Raw genomic sequence first — 20,880 nt, forward strand, 5'->3', positions numbered from 1 at the left:
TTGCTGGAACGCCTGACCACACGGTCCATACGTTCTGAGCATGGATACGGAACTAGGCGGCCCATCCGAACCCCCATCACAGCGCAACCACACGCACCCGATTGGTCTGTGGCTCGCGGAGGCTCATCCCGCACCTGCGGGGCCCTGGCTGGACTGGAGGCGCGGCGGCTCCATCGCGGTACTTGCGACCGGCGAGAGGTTCGACGCCGTCCGCATGCCCGGGGACCTCGTCCACGCCGCCGTCGGCGCCACCGACCACGCCACGGTCAGCGGCGCCCTGGCTGCGGCCCTCGCAGGGCCCGTCATCTGCGACACCCGCTGGTACTACGCCCTCGTACCACCCCGCACCAGCGAGCGGTGGACGTGCGGACTCGCCCGCTGCCTCAGCACCGGCGCCTGGCTCACCGTCCCCCGCCCGGACCGCACCGACGACACCGGCACCGGCATCCACTGGTGCGTACCCATGGCCTACCCCGGCCGCCTGTGCGACTCGGCCGCCGTCGACCAGCTGCTCCAGGACGGCCACGAACGCCTCACGCCCGCCCCGTGCGAGTTCCGGCGGCCCGCCTCATGACCGCCCCCACGCCCCGCTACCTCACCCCCGAGTGCCGGCAGGGCGAATGCAGCCTCTGCCCCGGCCCCGGAGAGCTGCGGCTCACCAGCCAGGGCCCCGGCGAGCGCCCGCTGCTGACCCTCCAGTGCGAACACCCCTGCCACACGCGGGGCGCACGGATGCTGCGGTGGCTCGACACTGGCTCGGGCTCGGGCGCGATGATCCCGGCACCGAAGCCGCCGCTGTGAAGCGCCGTCAGGGCCGGCACCGCAGCGAGGCAGCCGTGGAGGAGGCGCGGGTGATGTCGGTCGCCGTCCTCGGGCTGATCGCGGTCGTCGGCCACCTCTGGTCCATCGGCGAGCAACTGCTCACCGAGGACCGCCCACCCAGCCCCGCATCAGCCCCGGACGACAACCGGCATGCGGTCGACACCCCCTGATCGCGCCGGATCACCACAGGTGGCCCCCTCGTGGTGCCGCCCTGGTTTTCGGGAGATTCTTGGGCGATGATCTTGTGTGCTGATGCTGTCGTCAGCATGTAGGGACAATGGGAAAGAGCACCTGCACTCCAGACAGGAACCCGCGAAATCGCAGGTAGATACCCATGAGCGAAGGCATCAGCCCAGGTCGCGCCCACGGCCCTCAGGCATCCTTCTGCCATCTACACCATCTTCGAGGGCACCAGCGAGATCCAGCGCCTGGTCATCGCCCGCACCCTCTCCGGCCTCCCGATCCGCTGAGCGCCGGCCGCCGGCACCTAGGTCGTCTCTTTCGGATCGTGCCGGGCTCGCGAGCCCCGGCACCGCGCCTCGCCGCGTTGTCGTCGGTCGCCGACGCTCCGCGTGGGCTCCCTCCTCCGCCTCGCGATCCACGGCACCGGACCCCGCTCACCGGTCCGGCCCGATCCGAAAGAAACTCCCTAGAGCAGGGCCTCGATCGCCGCGAGGACCTCGGGGGACTCCGGCTCGGTGCCCGGGCGGATACGGGCCACCACCGCGCCGTCCGCGCCGATCAGGAACTTCTCGAAATTCCACTGCACATCGCCGGAGACACCCTCCGCGTCCGGGGTCCTCGTCAGCTCCGTGTAGAGCGGGTGCCGGCCCTCGCCGTTCACCTCGGTCTTGGCCAGCAGGGGGAAGGTCACGCCGTAGTTCGCCGAGCAGAAGGTGCCGATCTCCTCAGCGGTGCCCGGCTCCTGGCCCGCGAACTGGTTGCACGGGACGCCGACCACGGTGAGGCCGCGCTCGCCGTACTGCTGCTGGAGCCGCTCCAGACCGGCGTACTGCGGGGTCAGACCGCACTGGGACGCCACATTCACCACCAGGACCGCCTTGCCGCGGAACGCCGCGAGCGTGGTCGGCTCGTCGGCGAGCGTGCGCAGGGGAATGTCATACAAAGTCGTCATCCGGGAACTCTTCCATCGCGGGGGCAGGGGTAAACAGCGGAAGCGGCGGAGAAACGGGCGCGGTCAGCCGGGAAGCGGACGGAACAGCCCCTCCTGCACCACCGACACCAGCAGCGCGCCGTCCCGGTCGTAGATCCGGCCGCGCGCCAGGCCCCGGCCGCCGGTCGAGATCGGGGACTCCTGGTCGTACAGGAACCACTCATCGGCCCGGAACGGGCGGTGGAACCACATCGCGTGGTCCAGCGAGGCCAGGTCGTAGCCCCGCCGCCCCCACAGCGGCTCCACCGGGATGCGCACCGCGTCGAGCAGGGTCATGTCGCTGGCGTAGGTCAGCGCGCAGGTGTGCACCAGCGGATCGTCGCCCAGCGGGCCCACCGCGCGCATCCACACCGCGCTGCGCGGGTCCGACTCCTTCTCCCTGATCTCCTCCGGGGTCCAGCGCAGCCGCTCCGTGTAGCGGATGTCGAAGGGCAGCCGGCGGGCCATCCGCTCCAGGGTCTCCGGCAGCGCGCCGAGGTGCTCCCGGATCTCCTCGGCGAGACCCGGCAGCGTCTCCGGGGCGGGGAAGTCCAGCCGGGGCGGCAGCTGGTGCTCGATACCGCCCTCCTCCGGCCGGTGGAAGGAGGCCGTCAGATTGAAGATCGTCCTGCCCTCCTGCACGGCGGTGACCCGGCGGGTGGTGAAGGACCGGCCGTCCCGCACCCGCTCCACCTGGTAGACGATCGGCACCCCCGGCCGGCCCGGCCGCAGGAAGTAGGCGTGCAGGGAGTTGACGGGGCGGTCGCCGTCGGTGGTGCGCCCCGCCGCGACCAGCGCCTGGCCCGCGACCTGTCCGCCGAAGACCCGCTGGAGGGACTCCTGAGGGCTGCGGCCGCGGAAGATATTGACCTCGATCCGTTCCAGATCGAGCAGATCCACCAGGTGCTCGGCGGGGTTCGTCATGGCGGTTCTCCTGAGGGTGCGTCCGGATCAGAGCTGGCCGACGGAGGTCACTCGGACGACCGCCAGGCCCTCCTCGTCGGAGGCCGCGAGATCGACCTCCGCGCTGATGCCCCAGTCATGATCGCCGTTCGGGTCCGCGAAGATCTGCCGAACGCGCCAGAGACCGTGCGGCTCGTCCTCCTCGATCAGCAGCAGCCGGGGCCCGCGCGCGTCGGGTCCGGTGCCCAGCTCCTCGTACTCGTCCCAGTACGCGTCCATCGCCTCGCCCCACGCGCCGGCGTCCCAGCCGGACTCCGCGTCCAGCTCGCCCAGGTCGCCCACCCGGTCGAGGGCCGCCAGCTCCACCCGCCGGAACATGGCGTTCCGGACCAGCACCCGGAAGGCGCGGGCATTGGCCGTGACCGGCTTGACCTGGTCGGCCCGCTCCTGAGCCTGCTCCGCGGTCTCCACCTCGGGATTGGCGAGCTGCTCCCACTCGTCCAGCAGACTGGAGTCGACCTGGCGCACCATCTCGCCCAGCCAGGCGATCAGGTCCTGGAGGTCCTCCGACTTCAGATCGTCCGGGATGGTGTGCTCCAGGGCCTTGTACGCGCCCGCCAGATAGCGCAGCACGATGCCCTCGGTCCGGGCCAGCTCGTAGAACGAGGTGAACTCGGTGAACGACAGCGCCCGCTCGTACATGTCGCGGATGACGGACTTCGGCGACACGGGGTGGTCGCCGACCCACGGATGGCTGGTGCGGTAGAGGTTGTACGCGTGCCAGAGCAGCTCCTCCAGCGGCTTCGGGTACGTGACCTCCTGGAGCCGCTCCATGCGCTCCTCGTACTCCACCCCGTCGGCCTTCATCAGCGCCACGGCCTCGCCGCGCGCCTTGTTCTGCTGGGCGGCGAGGATCTGGCGCGGGTCGTCGAGCGTGGACTCCACGACCGAGACCATGTCCAGCGCGTACGACGGCGACTCGGGGTCCAGCAGCTCGAAGGCGGCCAGGGCGAAGGTCGACAGCGGCTGGTTGAGGGCGAAGTCCTGCTGGAGGTCGACGGTGAGCCGGACGATCCTGCCCTGCGCGTCGGGCTCCTCCAGCCGCTCCACGACCCCGCCCGCCAGCAGCGAGCGGTAGATCGCGATGGCCCGGCGGATGTGCCGGAGCTGGTTACGGCGCGGCTCGTGGTTGTCCTCCAGCAGCCTGCGCATCGCGTCGAAGGCGTTCCCCGGCCGGGCGATCACCGAGAGCAGCATGGTGTGCGTGACCCTGAAGCGCGAGGTCAGCGGCTCGGGATCGGAGTCGATCAGCTTGTCGAAGGTGGTGTCCGACCAGGCGACAAAGCCCTCGGGCGCCTTCTTGCGGACGACCTTCCGGCGCTTCTTGGGGTCGTCGCCCGCCTTGGCGAGCGCCTTCTCGTTCTCGATGACGTGCTCGGGCGCCTGCGCGGCGACCAGCCCCGCCGTGTCGAACCCGGCCCGGCCGGCCCGGCCCGCGATCTGGTGGAACTCCCGGGCCCGGAGCGTGCGCACCCGGGTGCCGTCGTACTTGGTGAGCGCGGTGAAGAGCACCGTACGGATCGGGACATTCACCCCGACGCCCAGGGTGTCCGTACCGCAGATCACCTTGAGCAGCCCCGCCTGCGCGAGCTTCTCCACCAGCCGCCGGTACTTCGGCAGCATGCCGGCGTGGTGCACACCGATGCCGTGCCGCACATAGCGGGAGAGGTTGCGGCCGAACTTCGTGGTGAACCGGAAACTGCCGATCATCTCGGCGATCCGGTCCTTCTCCTCCCGCGAGCACATGTTGATGCTCATCAGCGACTGGGCCCGCTCCACGGCCGCCGCCTGGGTGAAGTGCACGATGTAGACGGGCGCCTGCCGGGTCTCCAGAAGCTCGGTGAGCGTCTCGGTGATCGGTGTGCGCCGGTACTCGTACGACAGCGGGACCGGGCGCGTCGCCGAGCGCACCACGGCGGTGGGGCGGCCGGTGCGCCGGGTCAGATCCTCCTCGAAGCGGGAGACGTCGCCGAGGGTCGCCGACATCAGGACGAACTGGGCCTGCGGCAGCTCCAGGATCGGGATCTGCCAGGCCCAGCCCCGGTCGGGCTCGGCGTAGAAGTGGAACTCGTCCATCACCACCTGGCCGATGTCGGCGTCCTTGCCGTCCCGCAGCGCGATGGAGGCCAGCACCTCAGCCGTGCAGCAGATCACCGGCGCGTCCGCGTTGACGGAGGCGTCCCCCGTCAGCATGCCGACGTTCTCGGTGCCGAAGAGCTTGCAGAGGTCGAAGAACTTCTCCGACACCAGCGCCTTGATCGGCGCGGTGTAGAAGGTCACCTGGTCGTTGGCGAGCGCGGCGAAGTGCGCACCCGCCGCGACCAGGCTCTTTCCCGATCCGGTGGGGGTGGAGAGAATCACGTTCGCCCCCGAGACCACCTCGATCAGCGCCTCCTCCTGAGCCGGATAGAGCGAGATGCCCCGGTCCTCGGCCCAGGAGGAGAAGGCCTCGAAGAGGGCATCGGGGTCGGCTTGGGTCGGCAGCTGATCAATGAGGGTCACACCCCCCATCTTGCCTGCCCGCCCCCCGGATCAGGGAACCGGGCGCCGGGCCGAAGATCACGAACGATACGCTGGCCAGTCAACGGGGCTCGGGCCCACGAGCGATGTGTGCCGGTGGACGGCGCACCGACGGGGCGGGGAAAAGCAGATGATGGGACCGGCGCACTCACTCTCCGGGGCGGCGGCCTGGCTGGGCGTGGGCGCGGCGACCGCCGCGGCGGGGCACCCCATGCCCTGGCCGGTTCTCGTCGTCGGCGCGCTGGTCTGCGCCGGCGCGGCCCTCGCCCCCGATCTCGACCACAAGGCCGCCACGATCTCCCGGGCCTTCGGACCCGTCTCCCGCGTGCTGTGCGAGGTCGTCGACAAGCTCTCCTTCGCGGTCTACCAGGCGACGAGGAAACCGGGCGACAAGCGCAGGACCGGCGGGCACCGCACCCTCACCCACACCTGGCTCTGGGCCGTCCTGATCGGCGCCGGTGCCTCGGCGATCGCGGTCACCGGGGGGCGCTGGGGCGTACTGGCGATCCTCTTCGTCCATCTGGTGCTCGCCGTGGAGGGGCTGCTCTGGCGGGCCGCGCGGGTCTCCAGCGATGTCCTGGTGTGGCTGCTGGGCGCGACCAGCGCCTGGATTCTGGCGGGCGTGCTGGACCAGCCGGGCAACGGCGCGGACTGGCTCTTCACCGCCCCCGGCCAGGAGTATCTGTGGCTGGGCCTGCCGATCGTGCTGGGTGCCCTGGTCCATGACATCGGGGACGCGCTGACCATCTCCGGCTGCCCGATCCTGTGGCCGATACCGGTGGGGCGCCAGCGCTGGTACGCGCTGGGCCCGCCGAAGGCGATGCGGTTCCGGGCGGGGAGCTGGGTGGAGATGAAGGTGCTGATGCCGGTCTTCATGCTCCTCGGCGGGGTGGGCGGGGTCTCCGCCCTGAATGTGATCTGACTCCGGCGCACGGGTGACGCCGCCCCGGCCACACGCGCGGCGCGCGCCGCGCACGACCGGCCGGCCGGTCCGGCCGGACCGCCGGTGGCGGCGGGCGCGGTGCGCCCGGTTCCACCGGCCTTATACATCTATGCCGAAGGTCTGATTCCGCCACCGCTGGGCCGCTACCGTGAGAACCGGAGGCGGTTCTGGCCATGGCCGAACCCCTCCGCTGCCGCGCCCTGCTCCGACGCGGCACCACACCGGAGGCGGGGGGACAGCGGTGTCCGATCGGGATGGCTCGACGGCGGGGAACGGCTCGGGGAACGACGCGGGGAACGAGCGGGAGGCCGGCCGGGAATCCGGAGGGGAATCCGGGCGGGAATCCGGCCCGGGAAGCGATCGCGGAAACGATCGCCGAAACGATCGTGCGAACGGCCGGGGAGGCGGCCCGGGAAAGGGCCGGGCCGACAGTGACATAGGACTGGAGTCGGCCCGCGCCACGGACGCGGTGGAACTGCTCCAGCAGGTCGTGGAGACGCTCGTCCGGGCCGGACAGCTCAAGCTCAGCTGGAGCGGCCATGTGGAGGGCGAGGCCGGCTCCATCGCGGCCATGCGGCGGGAGCTGGAGGCGGTGCGGGGCGGGGAACTGCGGATGTCGGTGGTCGCCCCGATGAAGGCGGGCAAGTCCACCCTGGTCAACTCCATCGTCGGCTATGAGCTGCTGCCCGCCCGCGCCGCCGCCATGACCACCCTGCCCACCCGGATCGTGCTGGAGCGCAGGATCGCCGAACTCGGCCCGGCCGGCCCCGGCGGCGAGCCCTTCAACCCCGTCCTGGACATCAAGGAGGAGGACGCGGACCGCTTCAACCTCCTCATCAAGGCGCTCCGCAAACAGCTCACCACCGCCGTCGCCGGCCGGGTCTCCGAGCAGTACCCGCATCTCGGGTCCCTGGTCCGGGACATCGCCGACGGCGCGGTCCCCCCGGTCCTGCGGCGCTACGAGGGCCGGGCCCGGGTCCAGGAGGCGCTGACCCTCCTCAACGATCTGATGCGGCTCGCCGGGAGGGTCCTGCCGCCGGACTGGCGGGCCGGTCTCAGCGACGTCCCCGTCGTCCGCACGCCGTACTGGTCCCCGCAGGAGAGCGAGGACGGCGGCCCCGGCCATCTGGTGGTCATCGACACCCCGGGCCCCGACGAGTACGAGCTGTCCGAGATGCTCGGGGACGTCGTCAGCACCCAGCTCAGCGAGAGCCATATCGTCCTGGTCGTCCTCGACTACACCAAGATGGGCGGACAGTCCGACGCCCGCATCCGCGAACTGATGCGGCCCCTGCTCGCCAGGATCGGCCCCGGGAAGCTCTTCGCCGTGGTCAACAAGATCGACCAGAAACGCCATGAGACCGACCTCGACGACGCCGGGATCGTCCGCTCCGTCTCCGCCCATCTGGGCCTGGCCGACGACGACGCCCGGAACCGGGTCTTCACCACCTCCGCCGAGTGGGCCCTCGCCGCCGTGCAGACCCTGGCGGCCCTGCGCGGCGGCGGCACCGCGTTCGAGCCCGCCTCCGACGACAGCGCCGCCCGGCTGCTCAAGCTCGTCTACCCCATGCACTGGGAGGAGGAACTGGAGGACATCAGCGCCGGCGGGCTCCGCCGGGTGGCCCACCGGGCGTGGGAGTTCAGCCGTCTCCAGGCCTTTCTGACCTCCGCCGTCGCCTGGCTGCGCAGGGGAGCGCTCCGGCTCGCCATCGGCGCCGCCCTGGACAAGGCCGCCGCCGAACTCCAGGACCTGGAGTACGCCACCCTCTCCCGGCGGGACCTCATAGGCCGCCGCTCCCACGACCTCCACGAGGCGGCCCGGCACATCGCCGGCGAACTGAGCGCCGTCGCCGGCTTCCGCGACCGGGTGACCGACCCGGCGGCACTGGCGACCGCGCTCTCCGGTGAGCTGCGCCGCCGGATCAAGGCCGCGCGCGAGGACGGCCGGCGGGTCATCAAGAACCACCGCGACGACATGAAGGCCGACGCCCGCAGCCCCGAGGGCGTGGGCTGGGGAGACATGAACTTCCTGAAGTCGATCTTCCAACGGGACGCCGGAGTGATGGAGTTCAGCACCTCCGAGGCAGCCGAGGAGTGCATCCGCCTCCAGACCGCCGGGCCCAAGGCGGAGCTCGACGAGATCCTCGAACGCGCCAGAAAGCAGGTCGAGTCCTCGGCCGGGGCCTCCGCCGAACGCCAGGTCCGCAAGGAGAGCGAGTACGTCAGGCCGGTGGTCCGCCGGGCGGCCGAACGGGTCAAGGACGAGTTCAGCATCGAATTCACCATCCCCGAATGGGAGTTGCAGGGCAACGAGACCACCGTCGCCCCGCTCGCCCCCGAGTCCGAGGCGAAGAAGGTCACCCGCGATGTGCAGCGCGAGGTGCACCGCCGCTCCTGGCGCCGGCTCTGGTTCTGGCCCACCACCTACACCATGAACATCACCGAGGTCAGTGAGGAGCAGACCTATCTGGTCCGTGCCGATGTGCTCACCGACAGCCTCCGCGCCTCCTTCGAGTCCTGCGTCGACGAGATCGAGGGCGCGCTCGACGGCCATGTCCGGGAGATGATCGCGGGCCAGATCGCCCAGTACTACGACCGGGTCGAGGCCTTCCTCCACCGCTACCGGGCCATCCTCCAGCAGTCGGCCGCGGACAACACCCTGGAGGAGCGGAAACAGGCCGAGCTGCGGGAGACCCTCAATGTCTTCCACACCCGGGTGCGCGCACTCCAGGGGGAGCTGGAGCAGCTCCGTGGCCTCTGAGCCGTACGCCCCCGGCGCCGGTACGGGCCGTGGGGCCCGGTCCGCCGTCGAGCCCCTGCCGCACACCCTGTGCTGGATGCTCAGCGGACTCCGCACCGCCGCCGTCCGGGCCCTGGGCGACGGGGCGCGCACCGAGCCCCCGCCCGGGGCGCCGCGGCTCCTCGCCGAGCTGGCCGAGGCGCCCGCCGGGCGGCTCGACTACCGCATTCCCCTGGTCGGTCCCATGAAGGCCGGGAAGTCCACGCTGCTCAACGCGATCATCTGCCAGGACCTGCTGCCGGCGCGCGGGCCCGCGATGACCGTCCTGCCCACCCATGTCGTCCCCGTGCGCTCCGCGCCCCCCGCCCCGCCCGTGCTCACCCTTCACCCCGCCACCCTCGCCGTCCTCGCCTGCCTCGGCGCCCTGCTGGCCGCCCCCGCCCGGCGGAGCGCGCTGACCGCCGCCACCCGGCGCCATCCCCAGCTCGCCGCGGTCGCGATCCGGGTCGGCCGGGGCGGTACGCCGTACCTCCCGGCCCGGGTCACCGGCCGGGAGGCCGTCCGGGGCGCCCTGACCGAGGTGAACGACCTCCTCCGGCTCGCCGCCCTGGCCCTGCCGCAGGAGGAGATGGCGCGCGAGACGGGAGCCCTGCGCGCGCCGGAGGTGACCGTCCCCGTGCCCTGGCTCACCTCGGCCCCGGCCGGCGGACGGCTGGTGCTCGCCGACACCCCCGGCCCGGACGAGGAGCTGCGGCCCGGACTCCTCAGCCCCTTCGTCGCGGCCGAGGTGCGCCGGGCCCACGAGGTCCTGGTCGTCGCGGACGCCACCCGGCGCGGCAGCACCGCCGAGGCCATGACCGGCCGGCTCGTCGCCGATGAGGGGCCGGGGCCGGGCGCGACCTTCACCGTCGTCAACCGGTCCGTGCCGTGCGCCCCCGGCCCGGACCCCGCGCTCCCGGTCCGTACGACAGCACACCAGGCCCTCGCCGCCGCCGGGGTGCTCTGGCCGGGCGAGGACGGCGACGACGGCGCCGGGGCGGCCCACCGGCTGCTGCGGACCGTCTTCCCACTCGACTGGCAGGAGCGCACCGCGCTCCCCGCCGAGCGGCTGCACACCCTCGCCCGGCAGTCCTGGGACGGCTCCGGCCTGCCCCGGCTGATGGACGTCCATCTGCGGGACCGGGCGCGGAGCCCCGGCGGGTGGGCGCTCGCCGCGCTGCTGGCCAGGGTCGGCGAGTTCACCGGCCCGCCGACCGCCCCGCCCCTCGCCCCGCCCGACGGTGTCACCGTCCTGGCGCGCCGCCGCGCCCGCCTGGTGCACGCCGCCCGGGACCACTACGCAGGACTGCCCATCGAATGGAGGTGACGCCGTGGTGAGCGATCCCCGAAGCGTCGTCCGGGAACTGCCCCTGATCACCGACCGCATCCTGCTGGAGCTGGCCAACAGCGTGGTGGTGGCCCAGGATCTGACCGTCTACCGGCGCGGACAGTCCCTGACACAGGGCCTGCTCGCCCGGATCACCGGTGGCGAGCGCCAGCGCGAACTGCTCACCGCGCAGGCGCTCATCGACGGACAGGGCGCTCTGATCACCTGGGCCACCGAGCTGTCCGGCCAGGTGCGGGACGCCGATCTCGCGCTGGTCCGGGTCGCCGACTGCCTGCTGGAGACCCGCCGGCGGTTCGAACACTCCGAGGAGCGCGCCTCCGCGCAGGTGGCCCGGCTCGCGGATGTGGTGGCCCGGGTCGCCGAGGTCTGCCAGGAGCGGCTGGTGGAGCTGGCGGACCGGCTGGCGGCGGTGGAGCACCAGCAGGCACTGATCGCCCGTCGGCAGGACGCCGCGGAGAGCTTCCAGTTGTCGGTGGGGCGGTGGGAGGCGGGGCAGACCTACAGCCGGCTGCCGTGGCCCCTCCAGGTGGTGCTGCTGGCGCAGGAGGTCGCCACCGGGCCCGCCGGGGTGCTCATCGGGGACCCCGCGCGCGACACCGTCGGGGAGCGGCTGGTCAACGCGATCCTCGCGCACTCCGCGAAGGACCTCCCCACGGGCGGCTTCACCGTCGCGCGGCTGCTGGACGAGGCGTGCGAGGACACGCCGGAGGGGCAGTTGCGGCTGGTCGCGGAGATCCTCGGCAGCGGGCTGGAACCCGGGCTCGCGGCACCCGCCGGGCCGCTGGTCGCGCTGACCGCCGCCACCGTGGAGCTGTGGGCCCTCCCGGGCGCGGCCCGCCCGGCGCGGCCCGCCGAGACCGCGTACGCGCTGGTGAGCCGCCGCCACGGGATGTGGACCCCGCGCGCCGGCAGCGCGCGCCCCTTCGTGGAGCGGGCCGTCGGCGAACAGCTGGCCGTGGCACGGGCCCTGCGCGGCAGGCTCGCCCCCGGCGCGCCGCCCGGCGCCGCACCCGGGGCGGGGACCGTGGCCGCTCCCGCCGGGCTGCTGCCATGAGCGGGCTGCCGGAACTCGCCGCCGCCGCCCGCGCGGTGGCCGCCGCACCCGGGCCCGGCCGCGCCGTCGAGCCCGCCGGGGAGCGGCCCGCGCCGGCCGGCCGCCCGGGCCGGGTGGGTCTGGTGCTCTCCGGGGGCGGGGCCAAAGGCGCGTACCACGTGGGTGTCGTGGAGTATCTGGCGGAGGCCGGCGCCACCGTCGACGCCATCGCCGGGGCCAGCATCGGCGCCCTCAACGGGGCGGTGCTCGCCTGCGCGGACGATCTGACCGGCGGGGCCGCCGCGCTCGCCGCGATCTGGGACGAGGTCATCGCGCTGAGCCCGGACGAGGTGCCCCCGGCGGCCGGGAAGCTGCCCGAGGAGACCACCTGGGAGCAGCTGCGGCTGCTGCCGCCGCGGCTCGCCGGGCCGGTGGTCCGGGTGTCGACGCTGGAGCGGCTGGTCACCACGCACATCGACGCGGCCCGGCTCGGCGACGGGACCCCGCTGTGGGTGTCCGCGTTCCCCGCGGTGGAGGAGACCGGGCTGCTCGGGGGGTGGAGCTGGGCGGTCGATGTGGTGCGCTCACGGATCGGCGCCCGCTGCGAGTGGCTCCATGTCAACGAGCTGCCCGAGGAGGAGCGCCATCAGGCGGTGCTGGGTAGCTCCGCGCTGCCGGTGATCCTGCCGCCGCGCCGGGTGGGGGAGCGGCTGTACCGGGACGGGGGGCTCGCGGACAACACCCCTGCCGGGGCGCTGGCCCGGCACGCCCGGTGCGATCTGGTGATCGTGGTCCATCTCACCCACGGGGTGCTGTGGGACGCGCATGACCATCCCGACCTGTCGATCATCGAGATCCGCCCGGAGCGCGGGCTGGGCCCCGGGGGGCCGGTGGGCGGGGCGAGCGCGCTGCTCGACTTCTCCCCGGGGAGGCTGCGGGGGCTGCGGGGGCAGGGGTACGAGGACGCGCGGAGGGTGCTGGAGCCGGTGCGGGCGATGTTCGAGGGGGTCGGGGGGATGCTGGCCGCCCGTGAGCTGCTGCGCGAATCGATCGCCCGCCTCCCGGACCAGCCTCCGGGGTTCTCGTGACCCTGCTGGGTGTGCCCCTCCGGGGTGCGGGGTTGTGTTCTCGGGCGCCGGGTGGGCTGGGAGTGTTCGGGCTGCCCGTGGCGCGGGGTCCGTCCTCAATCTCCCTCAGAGCTGCCTCTGGGAGGTGCCCCCGGACGGGCTGGGATACCCCAGCCGTCGGCGACCAGCCCGCCCCGGGGCCTCGCCCGCGCCCCGGAGAACCTGGCTTTGCCGGGGATCTGGGTAACCCCAGTGTTGTCGGCGACCTGGGCAAACCCACCCTTGCCGGTGACCGGGGTAACCCTGGCGTTTGTCGGTGAGGGCAACCCCAGCCTTGTCGGTGACCTGGGAAACCCCAGCCTCGCCGGTGACCTGGGCAACCTCGGCTTCGTCTGCGAGGGCGACTCAGCCTGGTCGGTGACCTGAGCAAACCCAGCCTCGCCGGCGTTTGAGGCGCGGGGGTTCGGGGGCCGGCCCCCGAACGTGGCCCGCAGGGTGCGGGGGGCCCGTGGCGCGGGGGCGGCTATCCGTGCCAGGAGCGCCAGAGCGCCGCATACGCCCCGTCCACCGCCACCAGCTCCTCATGGCTCCCCAGCTCGCTGATCCTTCCCTCCTCCACCACGGCTATCACATCCGCGTCGTGCGCCGTGTGCAGCCGGTGCGCGATCGCCACCACCGTACGGCCGTCCAGCACCCGGGAGAGGGAGCGCTCCAGCTCCCGGGCCGCGCGCGGGTCGAGGAGCGAGGTCGCCTCGTCCAGGACCAGGGTGTGCGGGTCCGCCAGGACCAGCCGGGCCAGGGCGATCTGCTGGGCCTGGGCCGGGGTGAGGGCCGCACCGCCGGAGCCGACCTCGGTGTCCAGCCCCTCCTCCAGCCCACGGGCCCAGCCCTCCGCGTCCACCGCGCCGAGCGCCGCCCACAGCTCGGTGTCGTCCGCCTCGGCGCGGGCCAGCCGCAGATTGTCCCGCAGCGTGCCCACGAAGACATGGTGCTCCTGGTTGACCAGGGCCACATGCTGCCGCACCCGCTCGGCCGTCATCCGGGACAGCTCGGCGTCACCGAGCGCCACCCGCCCCGTGCGCGGGGCGTAGATCCCGGCGAGCAGCCGCCCCAGCGTGGACTTCCCGGCCCCGGACGGGCCGACCAGGGCCAGCCGGGTCCCCGGCTCGACCTCCAGGGAGACCCTGTGGAGCACATCCACGCCCTCGCGGTAGCCGAAGCGCACCTCCTCCGCCCGCACATCGCGGCCCTCGGGCCGCACCCCGCTGTCCCCGGCCTCCGGCTCGATCTCCCGGATGCCCACCAGCCGGGCCATCGAGACATGGGCCACCTGCAACTCGTCGTACCAGCGCAGGATGATGCCCACCGGATCGACCAGCATCTGCGCCAGCAGCGCCCCCGTGGTGAGCTGCCCGATGTCCATCCAGCCCTGGAGGACGAACGAGCCGCCGATCAGCAGCACCGAGAGCAGCACGGTGGTGTGGGTGAGGGTGATCACGGGGAAGAACACCGACCGCAGGTAGAGGGTGTACCGCTCCCACTCGGCCCAGTTCCGCACCCGTTCGTCGGAGAGCGCGACCCGGCGGTCCCCCAGCCGGTGGGACTCCACGGTCCGGCCCGCGTCGACGGTCTCGGCGAGCACGGTGGAGACCGCGGCGAACCCCGCCGCCTCCGAGCGGTAGGCGATCGGCCCCCGCTTGAAGTACCAGCGGCAGACCACGATCAGCAGCGGCAGCGCCACCACCACCGAGAGCGCCAGCGGCGGCGCGGTCACCGCCAGCCCGCCGATCAGCAGCACCGCCCAGACCACACCGATCGTCAGCTGCGGCACCGCCTCCCGCATGGCGCCGGCGAGCCGGTCGATGTCGGTGGTGATACGGGAGAGCAGATCGCCGGTGCCGGCCCGCTCCAGCACGCCCGGGGGCAGCGCCACCGACCGCACGAGGAAGTCCTCGCGGAGATCGGCGAGCACCTCCTCACCCAGCGTCGCGCCGCGCAGATGCATCATCCGCACGAAGACGCTCTGGATGACGACGGCGACCGCGAACACCGCGATCGTGCGCTCCAGGTGCAGCTCCCGGGCCCCGTCCGTGAGCCGTTCCACCAGCGACCCCAGCAGATAGGGGCCGGTCATGGAGGCGATCACGGCGACGGAGTTGAAGACCACCAGCGCCACGAAGGCCCCCCGGTGGCGCCGCAGCATCTCGCGGACGTACGCCTTCACGGTGGTGCGGTCGCCGACGGGCAGGGTCGTCGCGGTCTCCGGCGCCGCCGGGTCGTACGCGGGCGGCGGAACCCGGAACATCGCCATTCCTCTCGGGCGGTTCGTGCGCGTGGTGCGGTCGGTACGGGTGGTGCTGCTGCTCACGCGGTCTCCTCCAGCGTGCCGATCCCGTCGGCGCCCGGCAGAGCGGCGCCCGGCAGAGCCGCCCCGGGCAGGGCCGAGCCGAGCCGTTCGGCGGTCTCCGCCGGGGTCTCCCGGGTGACGACGGCCCGGTAGCGGGCGTCGGTCCGCAGCAGGTCGCGGTGGCTGCCGACGGCCGCCACCTTCTCCCCGTCCACCAGCACCACCTGATCCGCGAGGTCCAGCAGCAGCGGCGACGACGAGAGGACCACCGTGGTGCGCCGCTCGCGCAGCGACCTGATCCCCGCCGCGATCCGCGCCTCGGTGTGCGAGTCGACGGCCGAGGTCGGCTCGTCCAGGATCAGCACCCCGGGGTCGGTGACCAGCGAGCGCGCCAGCGCCAGCCGCTGGCGCTGGCCGCCGGAGAGCGACCGCCCGCGCTCGGTGATCCGGGTCTCCATCGGATCGGCGTGCTCGTCGGCGGAGGCCCGGGCGAGCGCCTGGAGCACATCGCCGCACTGCGCCGCCTCCAGCGCGGCCCGCGCGGAGACCTTCCCGGAGGACGGGATGTCGAGCAGTTCCCGCAGGGTGCCGGAGAGCAGCACGGGGTCCTTGTCCTGGACGAGCACGGCCGTACGGGCCGCCGTGAGCGGTACGTCGTCCAGCGGCACCCCGCCCAGCAGGACGGAGGCCCGGCCCTCGGCGTCGCCCGGGTGCCCGCCGAGGCGCTCGGCCAGCAGCCCCGCCGCGTCCGGGTCGCCGCAGACCACGGCGGTGAAGGTGCCCGAGGGGGCGAGGACACCGGTGACCGGGTCGTACAGATCGCCGGTCAGCTCGCCGTGCGGAGCGCCGGAGCCGGCGGTCCCACGGCGCAGCGACAGCACGCGCGCCGCCCGCTTGGCGGAGGGCTTCGAGTAGGAGTAGGCCATCGCGACCTCCTCGAACGTCCGCATCGGATGGGCGGCGAGCAGCACCGCGCTGTACACGGTGACCAGTTCGCCGACGGTGATCCGGCCGTCGAGCGCGAGGTTCGCGCCGTACACCACCACCGTCACCATCAGCGCGCCGGGCAGCAGCACCTGGATCGCGGTGATCAGCGACCACATGCGCGCGCTGTGCACCGAGGCGCGGCGCATCTCCTGGGAGGCGGCGCGGTAGCGGCGCAGGAACAGTTCCTCGCCGCCGATGCCGCGCAGCACCCGCAGCCCGGCGACGGTGTCGGCGGCCAGCTCGGTGGCGAGACCCGCCTTGTCGCGCTGGATGTCGGCGCGCCGGGTGGCGACGGGGAGCAGCGGCAGCACCGCGAGGGCGAGCAGCGGAATGCCGACGGCGACCACCGCGCCGAGGGCGGGCTGGTAGATCACCAGGCCGACACAGATCACCAGCAGCGCGGTGGCCGCGGCGAGGAAGCGGGAGAACGCCTCGACGAACCAGCCGATCTTCTCCACGTCACCGGTGGAGACCGCGACCACCTCGCCCGCCGCGACCCGCCGGGTCAGCAGGGAGCCCAGCTCGGCGGTGCGCCGGGAGAGCAGCTGCTGCACCCGGGCCGCCGCGGTGATCCAGTTGGTGATGGTGGACCGGTGCAGCATGGTCTCGCCGACCGCGATCACCACCCCGAGCAGCACGATCAGCCCGGCCGCCCAGCCCAGCCGGGTGCCGGAGCCGTCCACCACCGCCTGGACCGCCAGGCCGACGCCGAGCGGCAGGGCGGCCACGCCGAGCTGGTTGACCAGTCCCCAGAAGACGGAGGTGAGCTGGCCTCCCAGCTGATTGCGACCGAGCCAGAGCAGAAAGTGAGGACCGGACCGGACATCCGGGTCACCCGGGTCGGTATACGGAAGGTCGCGAATTTGCATGGCGTCCCAGCACGGTTCGAGGTTGGCGCAAAGAGTGCAAGGCTCGCCGGTTGTGCCCTGTTTTCGCAAACCCTTTCGGGGTGGCAGCGGCAGATCGCGCCAGAACGTACCGGGGGTACCGCTCGGCCCCGGAGCGGAGCGCGGGCGCCCGTACGGGCCCGCGCTCCTTTTCTCACTCCGCAGGTTTGTCCGAATCCATACCCGATCGGGGTGTGCGCCACTCCCCGCGGGTGAAGTTCGGGATCGGCAGCGGCGCGCCCTTGGCGCGGATCGAGGCATGGCTGAGCGGCACGGGCGCGGTCCAGGTGGCGGCGTCGTACACATCGAAGTCGGGCACCAGTCCCAGCCGCATGCACTGCGTCAGCCGGAAGAGCATGATGTAGTCCATCCCGCCGTGGCCGCCCGGCGGGTTGGCGTGCTCCTTCCACAGCCAGTGGTCCCACTCGGCGTACTGCGCGAAGCTCCCCCACTGGTGGCCGGAGTGGTCGGGCTCGATGTAGATCCGCGCCGGGAAGTCCTCGAAGACACCCTTGGTCCCGCCGAGGCTGTTGATCCGGCTGTAGGGGTGCGGGCTTGAAACGTCGTGTTCCAGCCGGATGATCCGCCCCTTCTCCGTCCTGAGCATGCTGAAGGTCCGGTCGCTGCTGATGTACGACTCCTTCCAGCTCGGGTCGCCCGGCGGCAGGTGCGCCTCGCGGTACTCGGCCATGCTCAGCGCCGGAGTGCCGAAGCTGGAGATCGACACCACCCGGTCGCCCCGGTTGATGTCCAGATAGTTGGCGACCGGGCCGAAGGCGTGGTTGGGGTAGAGGTCCCCGCGCAGCCGGGTGTGCCACTGCCGCCGCCAGGGACCCTCGTAGTAGTCCGGGTGGAAGAGCAGCTCCCGCAGATCGTGGTTGTACGCGCCGGCCGTGTGCAGCAGCTCGCCGAACTTCCCGGCGTGCGCCATCCGCAGCACCCGCATCTCGTTCCGGCCGTAGCAGCAGTTCTCCAGCTGCATGCAGTGGCGCCGGGTGCGCTCCGAGAGATCGACCAGCCCCCACAGCTCCTCCAGCCGCATCGCGACCGGACACTCCACCCCGACGTGCTTGCCGTTGAGCATCGCGGACTTCGCCATCGCGAAGTGGGTCTCCCAGGGGGTCGCCACATAGACGAAGTCGAGATCGCCGCGCTCGCAGAGGTTCCGGTAGTCGTCGTCGCCCTTGGTGTAGAGGGCGGGCGCGGGCTGTCCGGCCGCCACCACCTTCGCGGCGGCGCGTTCCGCCTGGGCCCTGACCGGGTCGCAGAGCGCGAGGACCCGCACCCCCGGGAGGGCGAGGAAGATGGGGAGCATACTGCCGCCCCGGTTGCCGAGACCGATGATCCCGACGCGCACGGTGCCGCGCCGCTCGAAGGGGACACCGGCCATGGTCCGGCCCTTGCGGGCGGGTGCCGCCGCCTCGGACCCGGCCTCGTCCCCGGCGGACGCGGCCGGCGCGGCGGACGCGGTGCCCGCGCCGACGGCGCCGAGGGCGAGCCCGGCGGCGCCGGCTCCCGCCGTGGTCCGCAGCACGGAACGGCGGCTCATCGCGCCGTCGTCGTCACTGCCGTGGGTCTGTGGTGCTGCGTCGTTCATCGAGCCTCCACGAGCGCTGATGGTGCGCGGCTGGTTGTCGTCGTCTCAACCTCGTGGAGGACCCTGCTCGCTGGGGCGACAGGTGCGCAAGAGCACCGTTTGGACTCTTGCGCACCAACCCATGGACTCTTCGCCACCGGAAAGCGGTGGCCCGGCCTCAGGAGACGGACGCGGGGGAGCGCTCCGGCCTTCCGGCACCGGACCCGGCCGCCCCTCCCGTCCCGGGCCGGTCGGCCGGTACGGGGGCGGGCGCCGGCGGCCGGTGCGGGAACAGGGCCCGGTGCAGTCGCCGCAACGGCGCCGGGGCCCACCAGTTGGCCGTGCCCAGCAGAGCCATCAGCGCCGGCACCAGCAGGGCCCGTACCACGGTGGCGTCGATCAGCACGGCGAACGCGGCGCCGAGCCCCAGCTCCTGGATGAACACCAGCCGCGACAGTGCCAGCGCGCACACCGGCACACAGAACAGCACGGCCGCCGAGGTCACGATCGACCCGGTGCGGGAGAGGCCGCGGGCCACCGCAGCCCGCTCGTCCAGGCCCTGGGCGCGGGCCTCCTTGATCCGGCTGAGCAGAAAGACGTTGTAGTCCGTCGACAGACCGAACGCGAGCGCGAAGACCAGCAGGGGAGTGGTGGCCTCCAGACCGTTCTGCGCCGGGAAGCCGAGGTGGCCGTCCTGGAAGACCCAGACCAGGAAGCCGAACGCGGCCCCGGTGGAGAGCACATTCATCACCAGCGCCATCAGCGGCAGCACCACCGCGCCGGAGAAGGCGAAGAGCAGCAGCAGGGTCACCCCGGCCAGAATGCCGCCCGCCAGGGGCAGACCGTCGGCGATGGAGTCGCGCTGGGCCAGGAAGTCCGCCGTCGCGCCGGTGTGGGCCGCGGGGTACGGAGCGGCCAGCCTCCGCACGTCCTCCGCGGCCCGCTGCGCGGTGTCACCCAGCGGACTGCCGGCGAGGACCGCGTCGATCTCCCAGTGGCCGTCGTCCAGGGGGAAGGGGGTGCCCACCGACTCCACACCGGGTGTGGAGCCGATCCGCGCGGCGTACCGGGCGAGCCGTTCCGCGTCCGGGGCCCCGCCGGTGGTGAGCACGGTCTGGAGGGGGGCGGTGGACGGGTCCTCGTACTCCCGGTCGAGGGCGGCGGCCACCCGGCCCGCGCTGGTCTCCCGGGGAAGCTGCGACGGGTCGACGCCGGTGAACCGCACCCCCGCCAGAGGGGAGGCGATCAGCAGCAGAATGCCCGTGGCGATCACCGCGAAGACCGCGGGACGGCGCATCACGGCGGACGCCAGCCGGTGCCAGCGGCCCTCGGCCGCCGACGCCCCGGCCGTCCGCTGCCAGCGGCGCGGCGCCAGCGCGTTGATCCGCCGGCCGAGCACGGCCAGCAGCGCGGGCAGCCCCACCAGGGCGAACAGGGCCGCCGACAGGACGGTGGTGACGCCCGCGAGCCCCATGGACCGCAGATACGGATGGGGGAACGCGGTCAGCGCGGCGAGCGCGGCGGCCACCGTGAGCGCGCTGAACAGCACGGTCCGGCCCGCGGTCGCGACCGTGTCGCGCACCGCCGCCGCGCGGTCCCGGCCGCCGGCCAGCTCCTCCCGGAACCGGGAGACCATCAGCAGCCCGAAGTCGATGGAGAGACCGAGGCCCAGGGCGAAGGACAGGCTCATCGCCCCGGCGGAGACGGTCATGAAGTCGGTGGTCAGCCGCAGACCCGCCATCGTCAGCAGCAGCGAGACCACACCGCCCAGCAAGGGGACCAGCGCCGCGACCAGCCCCCGGAACACCAGGAACAGCACGACCAGGACCACGGGGAAGGCGATCAGCTCGGCCGCCGCCACATCCTCGTCGGAGACCTTCGCCACCTGCACATGGCCGGGGGTGGAGCCGCCCAGCAGGGTGCTGTCCCGCAGCAGCGGATCGTCCTCGATGGCCCGCTGCAACTCCTCCTCGGCCGCGACGCTCTCCTTGTCGGAGAGCGCGCGCACCGCGCCCACGACCACACTGCTGCGGCCGTCGCGGGAGATCAGCGCGGCGCCGTCGCCCGAGGAGTGGTCGAAGACCGCTCGCACCTCGGGGCGGGAGCGCAGGAGTTCACCGGCGGCCCGCACCGGGGCGGAGGGGGCGGCGCCCGGGGTGACCGGTCGGTCGGTCCGCACCAGCAGCAGATAGCCCTGCTGGGGGTCGACGCCCGTGGCCCGGGCGATGGTGTCCCGGGCCGCGACGTTGGCGCCGCCCGGGTCGTCGTAGTCGGAGAGCCCGTTGGTGAGTTTCGCGGAGACGCCGCCGCCGTAGACGGTGGCGAGGGCGGTGACGGCGAGCGCCAGCAGGAGGACGGCGAGGCGTCGCCGGTGGAGGGCTGAGCCCAGAGCGGAGAACATGGCTTCTTCCTTTCCGCCGCCCTGTCACCAGGGTGGGGGTGGGGCACCACGGTG

16 protein-coding genes are annotated in these 20,880 nt (G+C 73.0%); 9 read left to right on the top strand and 7 right to left on the bottom strand.

Features of this window, described 5'->3' with window-relative positions; translation table 11 throughout:
- Nucleotides 1–40: 40 nt before the first annotated feature.
- From ACWCRA_RS27060 to ACWCRA_RS27070, 3 genes are read left to right on the top strand one after another with little or no spacing between them, the layout of a single operon-like run.
- Nucleotides 41–574 (top strand): hypothetical protein, encoded by a 534-nt coding sequence (locus ACWCRA_RS27060; protein WP_451068825.1) that lies wholly within the window; start codon nucleotides 41–43, stop codon nucleotides 572–574.
- Nucleotides 571–801 (top strand): hypothetical protein, encoded by a 231-nt coding sequence (locus tag ACWCRA_RS27065; protein ID WP_451068826.1) that lies wholly within the window; start codon nucleotides 571–573, stop codon nucleotides 799–801. The genes ACWCRA_RS27060 and ACWCRA_RS27065 overlap by 4 nt, the downstream gene beginning before the upstream one ends.
- The gene (locus ACWCRA_RS27070; protein WP_451068827.1) at nucleotides 798–992 is read left to right on the top strand and encodes a hypothetical protein; all 195 of its coding nucleotides are present in this window, start codon (nucleotides 798–800) and stop codon (nucleotides 990–992) included. The genes ACWCRA_RS27065 and ACWCRA_RS27070 overlap by 4 nt, the downstream gene beginning before the upstream one ends.
- 479 nt (nucleotides 993–1,471) lie before the next feature.
- Here the strand turns inward: ACWCRA_RS27070 and ACWCRA_RS27075 are convergent, their stop codons facing one another.
- The 3 genes from ACWCRA_RS27075 to ACWCRA_RS27085 all read right to left on the bottom strand — a co-directional run bounded on the left by ACWCRA_RS27075 (nucleotide 1,472) and on the right by ACWCRA_RS27085 (nucleotide 5,440).
- Nucleotides 1,472–1,957: a glutathione peroxidase gene (locus ACWCRA_RS27075; RefSeq protein WP_351554066.1), complete on the bottom strand. Its 486-nt coding sequence runs from the start codon at nucleotides 1,955–1,957 to the stop codon at nucleotides 1,472–1,474.
- A 63-nt stretch (nucleotides 1,958–2,020) separates the two neighbouring features.
- Entirely contained in the window at nucleotides 2,021–2,899 is an 879-nt protein-coding gene (locus tag ACWCRA_RS27080; protein ID WP_351554069.1) for an acyl-CoA thioesterase, read from the bottom strand.
- Between the two features lie 27 nt (nucleotides 2,900–2,926).
- Nucleotides 2,927–5,440: a DEAD/DEAH box helicase gene (locus ACWCRA_RS27085; protein WP_351554072.1), complete on the bottom strand. Its 2,514-nt coding sequence runs from the start codon at nucleotides 5,438–5,440 to the stop codon at nucleotides 2,927–2,929.
- A 148-nt stretch (nucleotides 5,441–5,588) separates the two neighbouring features.
- On the opposite strand from ACWCRA_RS27085, the gene ACWCRA_RS27090 reads away from it, so the two are divergent.
- From ACWCRA_RS27090 to ACWCRA_RS27115, 6 genes are all read left to right on the top strand, one after another.
- Complete coding sequence (locus ACWCRA_RS27090) at nucleotides 5,589–6,380, top strand: metal-dependent hydrolase (protein WP_351554075.1); 792 nt, start codon at nucleotides 5,589–5,591, stop codon at nucleotides 6,378–6,380.
- Between the two features lie 490 nt (nucleotides 6,381–6,870).
- A complete protein-coding gene (locus ACWCRA_RS27095; protein ID WP_351554077.1) occupies nucleotides 6,871–9,162 on the top strand; it encodes a dynamin family protein in 2,292 nt (763 codons plus the stop codon).
- Complete coding sequence (locus ACWCRA_RS27100; RefSeq protein WP_451068828.1) at nucleotides 9,152–10,507, top strand: hypothetical protein; 1,356 nt, start codon at nucleotides 9,152–9,154, stop codon at nucleotides 10,505–10,507. Before ACWCRA_RS27095 ends, ACWCRA_RS27100 begins: the two co-directional genes overlap by 11 nt.
- A 7-nt stretch (nucleotides 10,508–10,514) precedes the next feature.
- Complete coding sequence (locus tag ACWCRA_RS27105; protein ID WP_351554082.1) at nucleotides 10,515–11,582, top strand: hypothetical protein; 1,068 nt, start codon at nucleotides 10,515–10,517, stop codon at nucleotides 11,580–11,582.
- Entirely contained in the window at nucleotides 11,579–12,649 is a 1,071-nt protein-coding gene (locus tag ACWCRA_RS27110; protein ID WP_351554085.1) for a patatin-like phospholipase family protein, read from the top strand. Before ACWCRA_RS27105 ends, ACWCRA_RS27110 begins: the two co-directional genes overlap by 4 nt.
- 267 nt (nucleotides 12,650–12,916) lie before the next feature.
- Nucleotides 12,917–13,054, top strand: coding sequence for a hypothetical protein (locus ACWCRA_RS27115; protein WP_451068829.1), 138 nt, complete (start codon nucleotides 12,917–12,919; stop codon nucleotides 13,052–13,054).
- A 97-nt stretch (nucleotides 13,055–13,151) separates the two neighbouring features.
- Here ACWCRA_RS27115 and ACWCRA_RS27120 read toward each other — a convergent pair whose 3' ends face one another.
- From ACWCRA_RS27120 to ACWCRA_RS27135, 4 genes are all read right to left on the bottom strand, one after another.
- Nucleotides 13,152–14,933: an ABC transporter ATP-binding protein gene (locus ACWCRA_RS27120; RefSeq protein ID WP_351559651.1), complete on the bottom strand. Its 1,782-nt coding sequence runs from the start codon at nucleotides 14,931–14,933 to the stop codon at nucleotides 13,152–13,154.
- A 59-nt stretch (nucleotides 14,934–14,992) separates the two neighbouring features.
- Nucleotides 14,993–16,831, bottom strand: a complete 1,839-nt coding sequence (locus ACWCRA_RS27125) for an ABC transporter transmembrane domain-containing protein (protein WP_451068830.1) — start codon at nucleotides 16,829–16,831, stop codon at nucleotides 14,993–14,995.
- 172 nt (nucleotides 16,832–17,003) lie between these two features.
- A complete protein-coding gene (locus tag ACWCRA_RS27130) occupies nucleotides 17,004–18,446 on the bottom strand; it encodes a Gfo/Idh/MocA family protein (protein WP_451068831.1) in 1,443 nt (480 codons plus the stop codon).
- Nucleotides 18,447–18,603: 157 nt separating this feature from the next.
- The gene (locus tag ACWCRA_RS27135) at nucleotides 18,604–20,826 is read right to left on the bottom strand and encodes an MMPL family transporter (RefSeq protein WP_451068832.1); all 2,223 of its coding nucleotides are present in this window, start codon (nucleotides 20,824–20,826) and stop codon (nucleotides 18,604–18,606) included.
- Nucleotides 20,827–20,880: the final 54 nt, after the last annotated feature.

It is taken from the genome of Streptomyces sp. NPDC001889, assembly GCF_053594535.1.

Coding starts and splice junctions, on each gene's coding strand:
- ACWCRA_RS27060 (WP_451068825.1), top strand. CDS start 41: ATGGATACGGAACTAGGCGGCCCATCCGAACCCCCATCACAGCGCAAC.
- ACWCRA_RS27065 (WP_451068826.1), top strand. CDS start 571: ATGACCGCCCCCACGCCCCGCTACCTCACCCCCGAGTGCCGGCAGGGC.
- ACWCRA_RS27075 (WP_351554066.1), bottom strand. CDS start 1,957: ATGACGACTTTGTATGACATTCCCCTGCGCACGCTCGCCGACGAGCCG.
- ACWCRA_RS27080 (WP_351554069.1), bottom strand. CDS start 2,899: ATGACGAACCCCGCCGAGCACCTGGTGGATCTGCTCGATCTGGAACGG.
- ACWCRA_RS27090 (WP_351554075.1), top strand. CDS start 5,589: ATGATGGGACCGGCGCACTCACTCTCCGGGGCGGCGGCCTGGCTGGGC.
- ACWCRA_RS27110 (WP_351554085.1), top strand. CDS start 11,579: ATGAGCGGGCTGCCGGAACTCGCCGCCGCCGCCCGCGCGGTGGCCGCC.
- ACWCRA_RS27120 (WP_351559651.1), bottom strand. CDS start 14,933: ATGTTCCGGGTTCCGCCGCCCGCGTACGACCCGGCGGCGCCGGAGACC.
- ACWCRA_RS27125 (WP_451068830.1), bottom strand. CDS start 16,831: ATGCAAATTCGCGACCTTCCGTATACCGACCCGGGTGACCCGGATGTC.
- ACWCRA_RS27130 (WP_451068831.1), bottom strand. CDS start 18,446: ATGAACGACGCAGCACCACAGACCCACGGCAGTGACGACGACGGCGCG.
- ACWCRA_RS27135 (WP_451068832.1), bottom strand. CDS start 20,826: ATGTTCTCCGCTCTGGGCTCAGCCCTCCACCGGCGACGCCTCGCCGTC.